12 protein-coding genes are annotated in these 14,349 nt (G+C 28.8%); 7 read left to right on the top strand and 5 right to left on the bottom strand.

Translation table 11 applies throughout. The features are described 5' to 3' along the window. The 3 genes from RBH29_RS09790 to RBH29_RS09780 all read right to left on the bottom strand — a co-directional run. Nucleotides 1-495: nucleotidyl transferase AbiEii/AbiGii toxin family protein (locus RBH29_RS09790; protein ID WP_306696633.1), on the bottom strand; the 495-nt coding region annotated here is incomplete at its 3' end. Then, the gene (locus tag RBH29_RS09785; protein WP_306696632.1) at nucleotides 492-1,085 is read right to left on the bottom strand and encodes a type IV toxin-antitoxin system AbiEi family antitoxin domain-containing protein; all 594 of its coding nucleotides are present in this window, start codon (nucleotides 1,083-1,085) and stop codon (nucleotides 492-494) included. The genes RBH29_RS09790 and RBH29_RS09785, both read right to left, overlap by 4 nt. Nucleotides 1,086-1,704: 619 nt before the next feature. After that, nucleotides 1,705-1,956 carry a hypothetical protein gene (locus RBH29_RS09780; RefSeq protein ID WP_306696631.1) on the bottom strand — a complete coding sequence of 84 codons (252 nt, stop codon included), beginning with the start codon at nucleotides 1,954-1,956 and terminating at the stop codon, nucleotides 1,705-1,707. Nucleotides 1,957-3,045: 1,089 nt separating this feature from the next. Here RBH29_RS09780 and RBH29_RS09775 point away from each other — a divergent pair. The 7 genes from RBH29_RS09775 (at nucleotide 3,046) to RBH29_RS09745 (ending at nucleotide 11,431) form a co-directional block, all read left to right on the top strand. Then, entirely contained in the window at nucleotides 3,046-5,265 is a 2,220-nt protein-coding gene (locus tag RBH29_RS09775) for a peptidase domain-containing ABC transporter (protein WP_306696630.1), read from the top strand. A gap of 92 nt (nucleotides 5,266-5,357) precedes the next feature. Further along, nucleotides 5,358-5,768, top strand: coding sequence for a hypothetical protein (locus RBH29_RS09770; protein ID WP_306696629.1), 411 nt, complete (start codon nucleotides 5,358-5,360; stop codon nucleotides 5,766-5,768). 170 nt (nucleotides 5,769-5,938) lie between these two features. Next, nucleotides 5,939-6,862, top strand: coding sequence for a hypothetical protein (locus RBH29_RS09765; RefSeq protein ID WP_306696628.1), 924 nt, complete (start codon nucleotides 5,939-5,941; stop codon nucleotides 6,860-6,862). Between the two features lie 245 nt (nucleotides 6,863-7,107). Next, complete coding sequence (locus tag RBH29_RS09760) at nucleotides 7,108-7,584, top strand: hypothetical protein (protein ID WP_306696627.1); 477 nt, start codon at nucleotides 7,108-7,110, stop codon at nucleotides 7,582-7,584. Further along, on the top strand, nucleotides 7,577-8,695 hold the full coding sequence (locus RBH29_RS09755; RefSeq protein ID WP_306696626.1) for an HlyD family secretion protein: 1,119 nt from the start codon (nucleotides 7,577-7,579) through the stop codon (nucleotides 8,693-8,695). Before RBH29_RS09760 ends, RBH29_RS09755 begins: the two co-directional genes overlap by 8 nt. Nucleotides 8,696-8,717: 22 nt before the next feature. Beyond that, nucleotides 8,718-11,003: an Ig-like domain-containing protein gene (locus RBH29_RS09750; RefSeq protein ID WP_306696625.1), complete on the top strand. Its 2,286-nt coding sequence runs from the start codon at nucleotides 8,718-8,720 to the stop codon at nucleotides 11,001-11,003. Nucleotides 11,004-11,155: 152 nt separating this feature from the next. After that, complete coding sequence (locus RBH29_RS09745; protein WP_306696624.1) at nucleotides 11,156-11,431, top strand: hypothetical protein; 276 nt, start codon at nucleotides 11,156-11,158, stop codon at nucleotides 11,429-11,431. Between the two features lie 108 nt (nucleotides 11,432-11,539). Here the strand turns inward: RBH29_RS09745 and RBH29_RS09740 are convergent, their stop codons facing one another. Continuing rightward, complete coding sequence (locus RBH29_RS09740; protein ID WP_306696623.1) at nucleotides 11,540-12,421, bottom strand: hypothetical protein; 882 nt, start codon at nucleotides 12,419-12,421, stop codon at nucleotides 11,540-11,542. Between the two features lie 25 nt (nucleotides 12,422-12,446). After that, nucleotides 12,447-14,348, bottom strand: a complete 1,902-nt coding sequence (locus RBH29_RS09735; protein WP_306696622.1) for a S41 family peptidase — start codon at nucleotides 14,346-14,348, stop codon at nucleotides 12,447-12,449. Nucleotide 14,349: the final 1 nt, after the last annotated feature.

The following is a 14,349-nucleotide window of genomic DNA, read 5'->3' as shown; positions in this document are numbered from 1 at the left end:
GGCTAGAACTTCAATACTTCTTTCTTCTAATAACAAATCAAACTTGTACGTTACTTCCTTTGGTGTGATTTTATCCCCCGATGTAATGTCAATTTTCATTGGAATTCGAGCGTTTTCCATCTTTGCATCCAAGGATATTTGAAAGCCATGATATTCATCTTCATCTCTAATTTCATTAATCTTTTTGATCTTCATCGTTACACTATCACCTACTTCAACTTGAAGGATGTTCTCAAAGGCTTTTTCTATAGATTCTAACGTTACAGGATAATTTTTAATCGTTGCATCCATATCAATAGTGGAGCGCATGTCGATGCCTACTAATGCGGCTACAAGCATGCCTCCCTTAAGAATAAACTTATCTTTAAACTCCGATAAAGCAATTCTCTCAAGTAGTCTTTCCATCATATAATTTCTTAAAAGAATCTGTGCATTAATATCTTTCTGATTTGCCATATTATTGATTAAATCTTTTACTTGTCTTAAACTTTTCATAGCAATATCTCCATGTATTTTCTTGTGACATTATAGATCCTAAGAGCTTTTGCATATTTTAACAGTTGGTGAATATTTTTATCTTTATCACGAACATACCTTTTAAGGGCATCATTTAAAATGGCAATATCCATATTATTGCGATTACGAATAATATCACAAATGGTCCGCTCTTTATTATAAACCTTAATAGATCTACCAAAATTGGTTTTTAGTTGCTCGATACCTAATCCATGAAGCTCTTTTTTTATTTTATGGACTTTTACACCATCGTTGGCTAATGAAGAACCGTTAAACCCTGATGGAACGGTAACCGAATAGTTAATTGGATCTCGATCTGTTAAGTCATGGAGATATAGTGCCGTTTCATGAGAAAGAATAGCTTTACTCACTCTTGCTTGAATAATGTACATCTCATCTTCAAAAGCGTCCGGTGATAAATACACTCCATGAGCAACTCTTTCTAACAATCCTTCTTTGTTAAAAATTGATAAATATTTTCTTGGAATCCCTTGATCCTCAGCATCTTTTGTGAGAAGTAGACCATTTTTATCTTCAATAAATTTTTCTAGTTTTTCTCTGTGTTTCATAAATAAAACACCTCATTTCCCTTTCATGCTCTTATTATATATCAAAAGAGCTTAAAAGGGAATACTTATCCTGTGAACTTCAAAAATTCAATCGGTCTAAAATATGCACTAATATTTAACAAATAAAGCAAGTGCAACATACAATTTTATACTTTTAAAACAATAATAACTTAATCAAAAAACAAGCACTTTGGTAATTAAAACCAAGATGCTTGTTTTTTGCATAACAAAATAAGCTATTGAAAAAGCTGTAACTGTTATGCAACTTTTTTGTAGCTGTGATAAACAGCCAAAATCAAAGAAGGTCTGAAGCTCCATATCATACATGTAAAATTGTTCAATTTCTTCTTCGCTGTATCCATTATCAATATACTTTTCAAAAAATAAGTTTTTCTAATTATTTATAGTTAATATATTCTATAACCTCATTTGTAATATTTTATTATATCATACTATAAACGAAGTTGTTTGTTCAGCTAACATTTAATTAATTAATCGCATTTCCGTAAGAGCCTTATATTATATATCATTGGATTTGGAGATGTCCAACTAATTTTGAGAAAAAGTTTTTTAAAAAAATTTTCTAGTTACTGCTATAACATCATTTCAAATTGATGCTTCACCTCTGTGAATCATAAATAATATTTAGGTCACTACGAATGGAATTTTCAACGAAGGAATGAGACTTTGAGGTTGATTTTATAAGAAAAATTGGATTATTTTCTATGAAATTAGCTGTTTTCAACTGGAAAATCGAAAGTTGGGTTTTAATAAAAAACTCGTGATGACTACCATAATCAGTAATATTGGCAATTTCACCTTCCCATATTTCTTTTTCTTTTTTATTTTTCATTTCACAAGTAAAAAACATAATGACCTCCGAATGTAAATATAATTTCCAGTACTTTTACCACCCATTTGACAATTACTAGTAAATGTTGTAAAATCTTATTAATCGAAAACTGTTAATTTTATTATACCATTCACAGTACTCTTAATATTTTAGGCTTATTATTTGCAGGTATAGCTTTAATACCGACTATATCAACAAATAAAGCTATATCATCTAAATTTCATGCTATTAATAAGAAACATCTAAAAAATAAGGTTTCCTAAAAAATTGATATATCGTTGTTGTTATGATATTTTGAACACATATATAAGCTTCCAATTAAGTATTTAGGGGTTAATATTAAGTCTAATACAAACTGTTGGTAATTTACTTTTAATGTACTTTGGTATTATGCAGTTTTATTTATAATGAAATAACCTTAGGAAGTCTGATGGCATTTATGACTTTATCAGGTTATTTTATGGATCCAATAGGAAGGACTATAAGTATATTTATAAAAAACAATATTTATGTACAATTAACAATGTTCTAATTCGATTTTGGCATCTTATAATAATTTATAAACCTACAAATCAATTTTAACTTCTTTTTTAGCCATTACAAAACCTCCTGCTATTTGTCTTTTGAATATAACCTTGGCATCTGTGAATGAAATTTTTAATACTTATTAAGTCTTGATACATAAATTATCTTATAAACATATTTTATAAGTAGTATAAGAGACAAAGCTTTTCCAATTTATAATACCATACTACTTATTAAGAATAAATATTCAAGCAAAATTATATGAGTTATTAACAAGTAATTTAAAATAAGCTTTTATCCATAAAAAGGTTTGCTTTTAAAGTTATATTTGTTAAAAATAAACAAAACGTGACCTTTTCGTGACCAAAGTCACTTTTTTTCGTGACTCTGGTCACGAAATTTTTTGAAAAGTCGTGACTAAAGTCACGAAAAAAAGTGACTAATAGCACTTGTACAACCTTTGAAAATATTGTAACATTATGTTGTAAGAAAAAAACAAAGAAAAATTTGTAGTTATATCAACTATGTTATTATTTTAGCAAAAACATGATATATTAAAAAACAATTAATTAGGGGAGAAAAATGAGATATACATTTATAAAACAACATGATGCAACAGACTGTGCGGCAGCTTGCCTAGCTATGATTTGTCTACATTATAAAAAGGAAACTACCATATCTAAGTTAAGGGATATGATGGGGACTGATTTAAAAGGCACTAATTTGATTGGATTAGGAAATTGTGCTGATGAATTAGGATTTACTTCACAAGCAGTTCGAGTAGATAAAGAAGGATTTTTAAGCAAATTTACACTTCCTTGTATTGCTAATATTATTACAAAAGAGGGATTAAGTCATTTTGTTGTTATATTTAAAATTACAAAGACACATGTTATTATAGGAGATCCTGCTAAAGATTTAATAAGATTGGAAATAGATGAGTTTTACAAAGATTTTACAGGGGTTATGTTAATTTTAAAACCTAATCAGGAGTTTGTTGGTGGTAAAATCAAAGGTGAAAAGGTTTTTTCAAGATTTTTAAAACTATTACTGCCACAAAAAAAGTTGTTTATCTATTCCATTATTACATCAGTAATATTAACAGCATTAGGTATTGTTTCTTCCTTATTCAATAAGGTGATAATGGATGAAATATTGCCTTATCGGCTAGAAAACATGTTAGTTGCCGTATTAATAATATTTTCTGCTATAGCAGTTACTCAGGTAGTAATAGGATTTGTAAGACAATGGATGATGATTTATCTTTCTCAAAAAATTGATATACCTTTGTTATTAGGATACTTTGAACACATATACAAGCTTCCAATGAAGTTTTTCGCATCAAGAAAAACAGGAGATATTATTACAAGGTTTTCTGATGCATTTACAATAAAAGATATATTTACAAATATAGCATTAACATTAATAATGGATGTTTCTATGGCAGTAATAACTGGCGTAATACTTTATAGAATGAATAAAACATTATTTGCTGTAATTTTAGTGTTAACTATAATCAGTGTTGTATTAGTGTTTATTTTTAAACAACCATATAAAAAAATTAATGAAGAGCAAATGCAGCAAAATTCAAGATTGAATTCACAGATAATAGAAGGATTAAGAGCTGTTGAAACAATCAAAGGAAATGCAAATGAAGAAAATGAGTTAGACAATATTGAGAAAGAATACATAAGATCATTGAGGATAAATTTGAAATCAGGTATGTTGTCTAATATACAGGGTTCAATATCAAGTCTAATACAAACTGTTGGGAATCTACTTTTAATGTATTTTGGCATTATGCAGGTTATTGATAATGAAATAACTTTAGGTAGTCTGATGGCATTTATGACTTTATCAGGTTATTTTATGGATCCAATAGGAAGACTGGTAGACTTGCAATTACAGATACAAGAAGCCAATATATCAATGAAAAGGATAACTGAAATTTTAGATAGTGAAAGAGAGCAAGAAGATGGGCATTATCAAGAAATAGAAAAGGTAGATGGAAATATTGAAGTTAAAAACATTACTTTTAGATATGGAAACAGAAAACCGGTGCTAAAAAATCTATCATTTAGCATTCCTAAAGGGAAAAAAGTAGCTTTAGTAGGAAGTAGTGGAAGCGGCAAATCAACTATAGCAAAATTATTACTAAAATATTATGAACCTGAAATGGGAGAGATTTTAATTGACAGTATGGATATTAATGAGTTAAGTAATGAATCTTTAAGGAAGTCAATATCTTATGTACCACAGAGCATTGAACTTTTTTCACAAAGCATTTATGACAATATAAGAGTATCAAAGATTAATTCAACTTTAGAAGAAGTAAAGGAAGCAGCAAAGCAAGCAGATGCACATGAATTTATAAAAAAGTTACCAATGCAGTATTATACATATCTTGAGGAAGCAGGCAATGGTTTAAGCGGTGGAGAAAAACAAAGAATTGCATTAGCAAGAGCATTTTTAAAACAGAGTGAGTTTTATATTTTAGATGAATCAACAAGCAATCTTGACTTTGCAACAGAGGGAATAATTTTTGATATGATTTATAACAAATTTAAGAATAAGTCAATGCTGATTGTTGCTCACAGACTTTCTACCATTAAGAATTGTGATGAAATTATAGTGCTTGATAAAGGCGAAATTTTAGAAAAAGGAACTCATGAAGAATTATTGGAGCTAAAAGGCAAGTATTATACTCTTTGGGAAATGCAACAGGGAAACTTTATTGTTGAAGAAAAAGACAATGAAAAAGAAGAAGTCCAGATTAGTGATGAAGATGAAATAACTTATTAAACAAGGGATGTTACATTAATGTTAACATATATAAACTGGTACTTGGTCGCGAACTTGTACTAAAAAAATCAAATTTAAAGGAGGAATTTACAATGGAAATGTGTTATAATGATGCATTAGTAATGCCAAGTAATTGTGTAGTAATGGAACGGGAAGAAATGACTTATTTAGAAGGTGGGTCCAGCATATATATAAGTAACAGTCAATTGCAAAATGCTCTTATAAGTGTTGGACTAACATGCATAGCAAATCCTATGGGAGTAATAGCAGCTGGTGTCATTGCATCCAAGATAAAAACAGCAGCAACAGCATTGGGGGCAAAATGGGGACTTTTAGCTGGTCCTAAAGGATCTATTATTGGTGCTGCGATAGGTCTAGCTATATCAGGTTTCGCTGCTAGCACAATTGCTGATGCATTAATCCAGGGAAAAGGTATAGGAATTGCAGTAAAATATACTGGTTGGGGAAATATTCCTTATGGTGCTAGCATGAGTGTGAAATGATTAAATTTTTAAGATAAAGCAAATAGAATGGCGGGCTTTTAAAATGAATTATTTTTCACATGTTTACTAGCAAAACATTAAATAGTCATTTTTTACTATAGCTATCTAGTTCTTAGATAGCTATAGTAAAAATTCAATTAAGGATAATAATTGATAGAGAGGGAATAAAAATGAAATATAAAATTAAATCTTTAATGTTTTTAAATCTAATATTTTACATTAATATTATTTCTGTAGTGATTCTAACAAAAACTTTTGGTTTAGAAGGCATAGTAGCACTATGGTTTTTTACACCAATTATTTTTTTAATGTTTACTACTTCTATTGTTGAAAGTTCAAATAAAAAAGCATTAATTTCAGTCAAGAAAATAGCAGTGTTAGATTTTTTATTACGAGTAATTGTTTTATTATTGATGTATGTTTTTATTAATATCGAACTACAACATATAAATCTTAGTATTTTAATATTTATATGTACAGTATTTGCAATAATTAATATTTTTTTAGAGTTGAAAATGTACAAATTTATATGTAATTATACCTTTAAAACTAATGATATAGAGGAAACTACTCTTACTAATGAAGAAGTAGAATATTTAACTAATTCATATTACTCAAATAATAAAGACAAACTTTTAGCAAATGTAGAAGAAAAAGAAAAGAAAGATTTTGAGAATATTTATGAAGCAACTAAATTATTGGGATATTCGACTTATATAATGTTATTTTTATATATAGGAATATTACTTGGATTTTTATTACTAGGAAAGCAATATAGGATAATAACAATATTTATATCCTTTGTATTCTTAGCACTATACTTTTATTTTACAAATTTAAAACTTAAATTATTTTATTACAAAAACAATAAAAAATGTCTAAACATTACTTTGCGAGACAATACAACATTTGCTATTAGTATAGGAATAATTTGTGTACTACAAGGCTTTGTACACATTGAAACAGGTACTCTTAATATTTTAGGCTTATTATTTGCAGGTGTAGCTTTAATACCGACTATATCAACAAATAAAGCTATATCATCTAAATTTCATGCTATTAATAAGAAACATCTAAAAAATAAGGTTTCCTAAAAAAATTAGAGTATTGTTTTAATTACTATATTTTTGAAAACCAAAAGATACAAAGGAATATCTTAAAGATAAGTGATGCTGGAAACAATATTTTTGTCATACTTAAAAAGACCATTTATATATTAATTGTTTAATATTTATGCCGTTATTGATTTGTTGGCATAGTAGCTAGAATTTATATTTTAAAAGTAACATAAGGTAAAATAAAAATTTTATTAAACTATTAAAACTTTAGGGGGATTTTGATGAAAAACGAAAAAATTCAAATCAGTAATAATAAGAGTTTAAAGTTAACTAATGTATTGATAAAAGAAATAGATTTAAAAGAAAGTGAAAACTTAGAAAAAGAAGTTTATCAAATGGAAAATTATTTAAAAAACAAAGGTGCTTGTCCAATAGGTCCACTTATTCAATATTCAAAAGTTGAATTAACTGAATCACAAGAACCAAAACTTGTTGTTAAGCTTTTAAGACAGTCAAATACTTTTTTGCATAATATAAGGTCACCATATAATATGGAATCTGTAATACGAGCGAGAAATTGCATGTATGCAAGATTTAATGGAGAAGAAAGCAAGCTCAAGCTTGCATATGACAAAATAAATGTAACAGCCTTTGAAGAGGATATTAAATTAAAAGGTGATAGTTATACTGTGTTTGTTGATAAAAATGATGATGAGATAATAGCAGATGTGTTTATGGAGCGTGTGGACAATGAGTAATCAAGCAAAATCATTAGCGGAATTAAAAGACAGCAGAATATTATATGACAAAAAACTTCCACAGTTTGGCTATATTATAATAATTACTGTAGTTGTTTTGATTTTTGGTGTTATAATGTGGAGTACTAGAACACCAAAGGTTGAAATTGTTAAATCAACAGGTACAGTTCAAAGTACAGATAAAAATCATGTAATGTCACCATATAATGGTCAAATAATAAATATAAGCATTGAAGAAGGAATGCTTGTTGAAAAGGGAGATGTGCTTTTTACAGTAAAAAGCACCGACTTAGATTTACAGGAAAAGCAACTAGACGAACAAAAAACAATGTATTTAAATCAAATTAGTCAATTGAAAAAATTAGTAGAATCTATAAAAGATAATGTGAACTATTTTGATGAATGGGATAAAGAAGATAGTATTTATTATTATCAATATAAAAGCTATCAAAGTCAAATTGCACAAAATGAAGTTGATACGGCAATGTATAAGGCATATGGATATACAGACGAACAAATAGAAAGTGAAGTGATAAAAAACAAAAGTAAAGTAGCAGAGATACACTATTCAACTTTGAGTGGAATAGAAGAAAATATAATGCAATTTCAAAGTGAATTAAATTCTATTAATGCTCAGCTTATTGCAATAGGGAAAGGACAGGATGACTACCAGATACGTGCTAATGCTACAGGTAGAATTCATATGATGGCAGATTACAGAGAAGGAATGGTTATTCAAGCAGGAAGTGCTATAGCAAACATAGCATCCCAACAGGATAAATATAAGGTAGAAGCGTATGTACCTACTGAAAATATTGCCAAAATATCTGTTGAAGATAAAGTGGATATTGCTGTTGCAGGTCTAGCACAAAATGTATATGGTACAATTTCTGGCAAAGTTAAAAGGATAGACAGTGATGTAACAAATGACAGTGAAAACGATGCACGTTACTTTAAGGTTGATATAATGCCAGATAATACATATCTAATTAATAAAGATGGCTATAAAGTTAATTTATCTAATGGTATGGAGGTAGAAACTCGTATACAGTATGACCATATAACGTACTTTAATTATGTTTTAGAATCATTAGGTCTTTTAGTACGATAGATAGACAAGGAGTTTGATAAGTATGAAAAAACAAATGATTACAATAATAATATTTTTAATAACAATTTTTCAGCCAATTATCGGAATATATACACATGCAGAAGAAACTCAAGAGACTTCTAAGAAGGAAGAAATTGAAGAGAGTGAAGAAGCTGAAGAAATTGACGAAACTGATGAAACTGTATCAGAAGATACGGAATCTTTACCTGATGATGGTTATATTAAAGCAACAGATTTAGATATAGCCAATTATCAAAAAGAGATGCAGGTTGGAGAAAAACAGCTTCTTACAGTTACTGTATTGCCACTTGATGCTACAGACCAGACTATAAAATATAATTCCAGCAATAAAGATATAGCTGAAATAAATGAGTTAGGAAGAATTACTGCTATAAAGGTAGGTACTACAGAAATAACAATAGAAGCTGCTGATGGTGTGAAAAAGCAATTCACTATAAAAGTAGTTAGACCTAAAAGTACGTTTGTTCCAGTTGAAGAATTAGATTTAGGGGACTATCAGGAGGAAATGAGAGCAGAGGAAAGTCAAATGCTTGCAGTGACTGTTTTACCTGTTAATGCTACTGACTCAGAAGTTGAATATAGTTCTAGCAATCCAAAAGTAGCACAAATTAATGGATTAGGAAGAATTACTGCTCTTTCTGCTGGTGAAACGGTTATAAGAGTTAGAGCTGGACGAAGAGATAATTATTTCACACTAAAGGTATTACCTGAAATTAAAGTAAGTGAAATTGATTTAGGTGATTATAGAAGTGAGATGAAAATAGGAGAAACACAGATGTTAATGCCAGCAGTTTTTCCACAAAACATTACTAATCCTAAATATACTTTTGAATCTAGCAATACAAAAGTAGCTTCCATAAATGCATTAGGAAGAATCAGAACTCATTCTGAGGGGCAAACAGTACTTACAATAACTTGTGAAGGAGTAAAAAAACAATTTACATTAACAGTTAAAAAGAAAGAAGAAATAAAAGTGGAAAAAATTGATTTAGGAGATTATCAAAAAACCATGAAAATTGGAGATAGTCAAATGATTATGCCGTCTGTTCTTCCAACAGAAGCATCTGGAAAAACATTTGAATATAAGTCAATGGATGAAGAGGTTGCAACTATTAATGGATTTGGAAGAATTAATGCATTGTCTTTAGGTGAAACAAAAATAATTGCCACAGTTGATGGAATAAGAGAAAGTTTTGTTTTAAAAGTGGAAGAAAGAGAAGATAATTCAGTTACTGATATTGAAATTGGAGAGTATGAAGAAGAAATGGAAGTTGATAGTACACAAAATATATCTGCTAATGTTGTTCCAGCAAATGCAGAAAATTCAAAAATAGAGTACATATCCAGCAATGAAAATGTTGCTACTATTAGCTCTAATGGAGAAATTAAAGCTTTAGAAAAAGGATCAACTTCTATAACTATAAAAGCAGGAGATGTAACAAAGCAAATAAAAATTAATGTGGTGGTAGAAACAACAAAAATTGATACAAATAAAACTTTTTTAGTTTTAAGAGAGGGTGAAAAGTTTCAACTTGAATGCAAGGTGTTTCCGAAGGAAGCAAATCAAAAATTAGAATACACATCTACTAATTCTTTTGTTATAGATGTAGACAATAGTGGGCTAATAACTGCTTTAGATGCCGGAGAAGCAGCAGTTATTGTAACAAATGGGTATATGCAAAGGGTTGTTAATGTAATTGCTAATACTAAAAGATCAATTGTTGAAGAAGAATTTGCTATACCTTCAAGTAGTGCTGATATAGAAGATGGTTATAAGGAGAAATTTGATGACGAAACAATAGTAATTGACAGTAAAAATGCTCCTGTCATTTCAAGTGATTTACTTAAGCACTTATATGACACAAAAAGTCAGATTACAATTGAAGGAAACGAATATAAAATAAAATTGGATGGGAATGATGTAGTAAACTTTAAAAATGAACTCTTAACTGATATTGATTACACAAAAGAAGATGAAGGGATTTCCATTTATATAAATGAAGGAAAAAATTTACCTGGAGAAATAAGCATTTTATTAAACGATGATAAATTTCAAAATGCTAAATATCTATATTTATTCAATGAAGCAAAAAATCAGTATGAATTACTAAATAACCTATTAGACCAAGGAATAATTGAGACAAATGTTGCTGGAAAATACTTATTAACAGAAAAGAAGTTAAATACTTTAGGAATAAATATATCATTTATTATATTAGCTTTTATAAGCATTATTTCTGTTATAGCTGTTTACATTTTTACAAAGAAAAAATATTGGTTCTGGTAAAAGATATAACTTTAATGCTTAAATTTATAGAAATATAGATAATGGGATTTGGGGTTTATAAACTTATTCTTCTTCGTTGATAATAATCTTAAGGGTGTCGGTAATATACAAATTGCTTTTATTTGTAAATTGAAATTGAGAGGGGGGTTAAAATGGACTTTATTATTTCTTTAGTAGTTTTTATTGTGGTTTTTTTTGTTACTTATGATACCATGTTAGCGATTAACAATAGGGGTATTAAACTAAAAAACATATTGAGTATGAATAAATATGTAATATATTTAATAAAAGTTATTAGCGTATTTATAATAATATTTATTTCTTCAGATATACTTGATATCAGCAATGAGTATTTAAAAGCTACATTCATAGGATTTACATCAGCTATGGCATCTAATATCATAGCTATGCTAATAAAAGAAAAGTAAGGAAATTTATACATTTTAAGTTTCGAAAATAATATTTAGGGTAATGAAGAGAATAAAGCATTGCTGAAAACAACGACATCATCACAGATTTTTGGACGTACAATCTACTCAAGCTCTTTTTTCTCCCCAAGATTTAATTGAATCATATATCTCATCATCAATAATCATATTTTGAACAATTGTAGTTTCATCTCGACTAAAATTCCCATTAGAGCTTTTTATTATTTCAACAGCCTTGACTGTTAGCAAGTATATTTCATTGCACTTTGAACATTTAGATAATTCTACCATTGTGAAAAGATTGCTTGGTTGATTTTGAACTTCTAAATCGGATAAAGCTGAAAATTGTCCTTGATGTAATAAATTTCTAAGCTTATCATTACTAGATGTATGATTTAAATTAGGAAGCACGTATTTAGTATCTATCCAGACATTGCATTTTTCGCAGAAGGCATCTTTTTTAATAAAGGTTGAAGAGGCATAAACACAAGTGCCCAAAATTGCTGTGGCCTCTACAAACCATATAATATATAAAAGAAAACCTGTAGGTGTATATGAATTAGCACTCCATACACCATTTACTGAAATAGTTTGCATGGTGTGGAAAATAGCTGATAAATCAAAAATCCACTCCTGTCTCTGTGACAATTCAAATAACCATATAACCCATGAAGAATAAACAGCAAAAAGTCCAAATACAACCCCGATAATTGTTAAAATAATTGGATTTCTTATTTTGGCAATTTTCCCACTGATTCCAATGAATAAGCCTGTAAGATAACCAAATAACACTGTGCATATAATGTTCAAAGGCTTTAATGGTAAGTGATGTATGGCGTAGCTGTAGATAGCACTTAAAATAAGTGTTCCTGCTATACCCATCAGTAAAAGAATAAAAATACTTGATGGGTTAACATATTTAGAATGTTTATAGCATTTATAGGGGTTGTCTTTATCTATTTTATTAATAATACCAAAAGTATTTTTCAACTTCATCAACTCCTTTAAACTATATTTAATCTATCATTACAGAATCTAGAAAGTGCTCAAGTTCAGTCCCACTTATAACCACATCAGGCTGAACACTTTTACCTAAAATGTTGGTTTCTTTAACATTCCAAAAAGAGTCTACAAGAAATATTATATACTTATCGTCTTTATTTTCAAAGACAACTTGCCCAACACCTTTTCCATAAGTACCTCTACCAACGATGGTTACATTAGGGAGATATGTTTTTAAACTCAATGACACTACTTCAGAAGCACTGGCGGATTCTTCGTTTACAAGTATATATATGTGTTTAAATTCAAAATGGTCATCTGTAGTTTGAAATGAATGCATGTAGCCATCTCTATCAATGGAATAGCTGCTTATAAATCTAGGCATTAGGGAGTCTAAAATATTTGTTGCTGTAAACAAAAGTCCTCCAGGATTGTTTCTCAAATCCAAAATTAAATAACTATCTTCAGTAGAAGGAATATTTTTCATTGTATGAATGAATTTGCTTGAAATTTTTGGGGTAAAGGAATTAAATCTTAAGTAATGGTAATTTTCATCTAATTCTATGTATTCAATTTCATCATCTTCAATTTCCTCCATGTACTGTTCATAATAATCTCCCCATACGAAAAAAGTGAACAAATCATCTTCTAATCTTATGGATTCTATAAATTCATAAATATCTTCATATTCCACTTCATCTTTAGATATAAAACTTTCGGCTTTGGTACCAAAATCCTCAATTTTATCTAGGTAAAGATAGTTTTCTTCGACAAAATTAACAATTCTCTCGGCCTCGGGAAGATTGACTTTTTCAAGTTCATTTAAAAGCTCTTGAGCCATATAATTTTCAGAACCTATGTCAATGGCTTTTTGAGCATAACTTTTGGCAGCTGGGTAGTCTTGTAAATAAAATAGCTGCCAAGCAATGTCTGCAATTGCCCAGTGATTTTCAGGATCTATTTCAATGGTTTCCTTATAGTATTTAATAGCTTTTTGATATTCCCCCATAAAAGAATAACAATCCCCTATGTAATATGGAATATCTGAATTATTAGGAAATTTTTTTTGTATGCTCTGGCAAAATTCAATACAACCTAATAAATCATTTTGAGAAAAAAGAGCAAAGATCTTATTTAAATGAGCTTCTTCATAAACTTCATAATCTTCATAACTTGATTTAATGGCTTTATTAAAATGCTTGATAGCAGGTGCATATCTATCTTGATAAAGAAATGCTAAGCCTTTTAAATTATGGGTTTCTGTGTTGTTATAGCCAAGGTCAAGAAGTTTGTCAGCATATTTTATAGCTTCATCACATTCGTATAAATCTAAAGAAACAAACCCTTTCCAGAAAAGAGCTTCTGCATTTTTAAAATCAATTTCAAGAACCTGATCATAGTATTCTAATGATTTATAATAGTAACCTGAATAGTAATTGCAATATCCTAATTCATTTAAAATATATACATTATCAGGGTAGTGCTCATCTGCAATTTGAAAAACTTCAATTGCTTCTTGATAGTTTTCCAAAATTCTATGAGAAATCCCCTTATACATCAATAAATCATAATTTTTTGGAGTGCTTTCAAGTGCACTTTTGCAATATTGTACAGTGCTTTCATAGTCCTGATCCTCAAATGCAGAATGGGCTTTGCTTTCATAATTAGAAGATGAAATAAAGATACTGTATATAACAAAAAAAGCTACTATTATTATAAATCCATAAGAAAGTAAAAAATTAAAAAAATTTTTAAATTTAGTCTTTACAGATTTATCACTTTGACCATAAAATTTTTCTTTGAAAAAAGTATTTGAAGGCTCTTCTGGTTTGTTTTTTTCCCTTTCAAGCAGTTGTTTTTCAACACTTTTCATTTCTTTTTTAAAATTTTTTTGAACATTATTTTTACCTAACACG

It is taken from the genome of Herbivorax alkaliphila (assembly GCF_030848475.1).
Lineage (GTDB): Bacteria > Bacillota > Clostridia > Acetivibrionales > Acetivibrionaceae > Herbivorax.
Note: the sequence above shows the minus strand (reverse complement) of the source record. Positions and strands in the feature narration are given on the sequence as shown.

Bases quoted from the DNA above. Each gene is read 5' to 3' on its own strand.
- RBH29_RS09785 (WP_306696632.1), bottom strand. From the start codon at position 1,085: ATGAAACACAGAGAAAAACTAGAAAAATTTATTGAAGATAAAAATGGT.
- RBH29_RS09780 (WP_306696631.1), bottom strand. From the start codon at position 1,956: ATGTTTTTTACTTGTGAAATGAAAAATAAAAAAGAAAAAGAAATATGG.
- RBH29_RS09775 (WP_306696630.1), top strand. From the start codon at position 3,046: ATGAGATATACATTTATAAAACAACATGATGCAACAGACTGTGCGGCA.
- RBH29_RS09770 (WP_306696629.1), top strand. From the start codon at position 5,358: ATGGAAATGTGTTATAATGATGCATTAGTAATGCCAAGTAATTGTGTA.
- RBH29_RS09765 (WP_306696628.1), top strand. From the start codon at position 5,939: ATGAAATATAAAATTAAATCTTTAATGTTTTTAAATCTAATATTTTAC.
- RBH29_RS09760 (WP_306696627.1), top strand. From the start codon at position 7,108: ATGAAAAACGAAAAAATTCAAATCAGTAATAATAAGAGTTTAAAGTTA.
- RBH29_RS09755 (WP_306696626.1), top strand. From the start codon at position 7,577: ATGAGTAATCAAGCAAAATCATTAGCGGAATTAAAAGACAGCAGAATA.
- RBH29_RS09750 (WP_306696625.1), top strand. From the start codon at position 8,718: ATGAAAAAACAAATGATTACAATAATAATATTTTTAATAACAATTTTT.
- RBH29_RS09745 (WP_306696624.1), top strand. From the start codon at position 11,156: ATGGACTTTATTATTTCTTTAGTAGTTTTTATTGTGGTTTTTTTTGTT.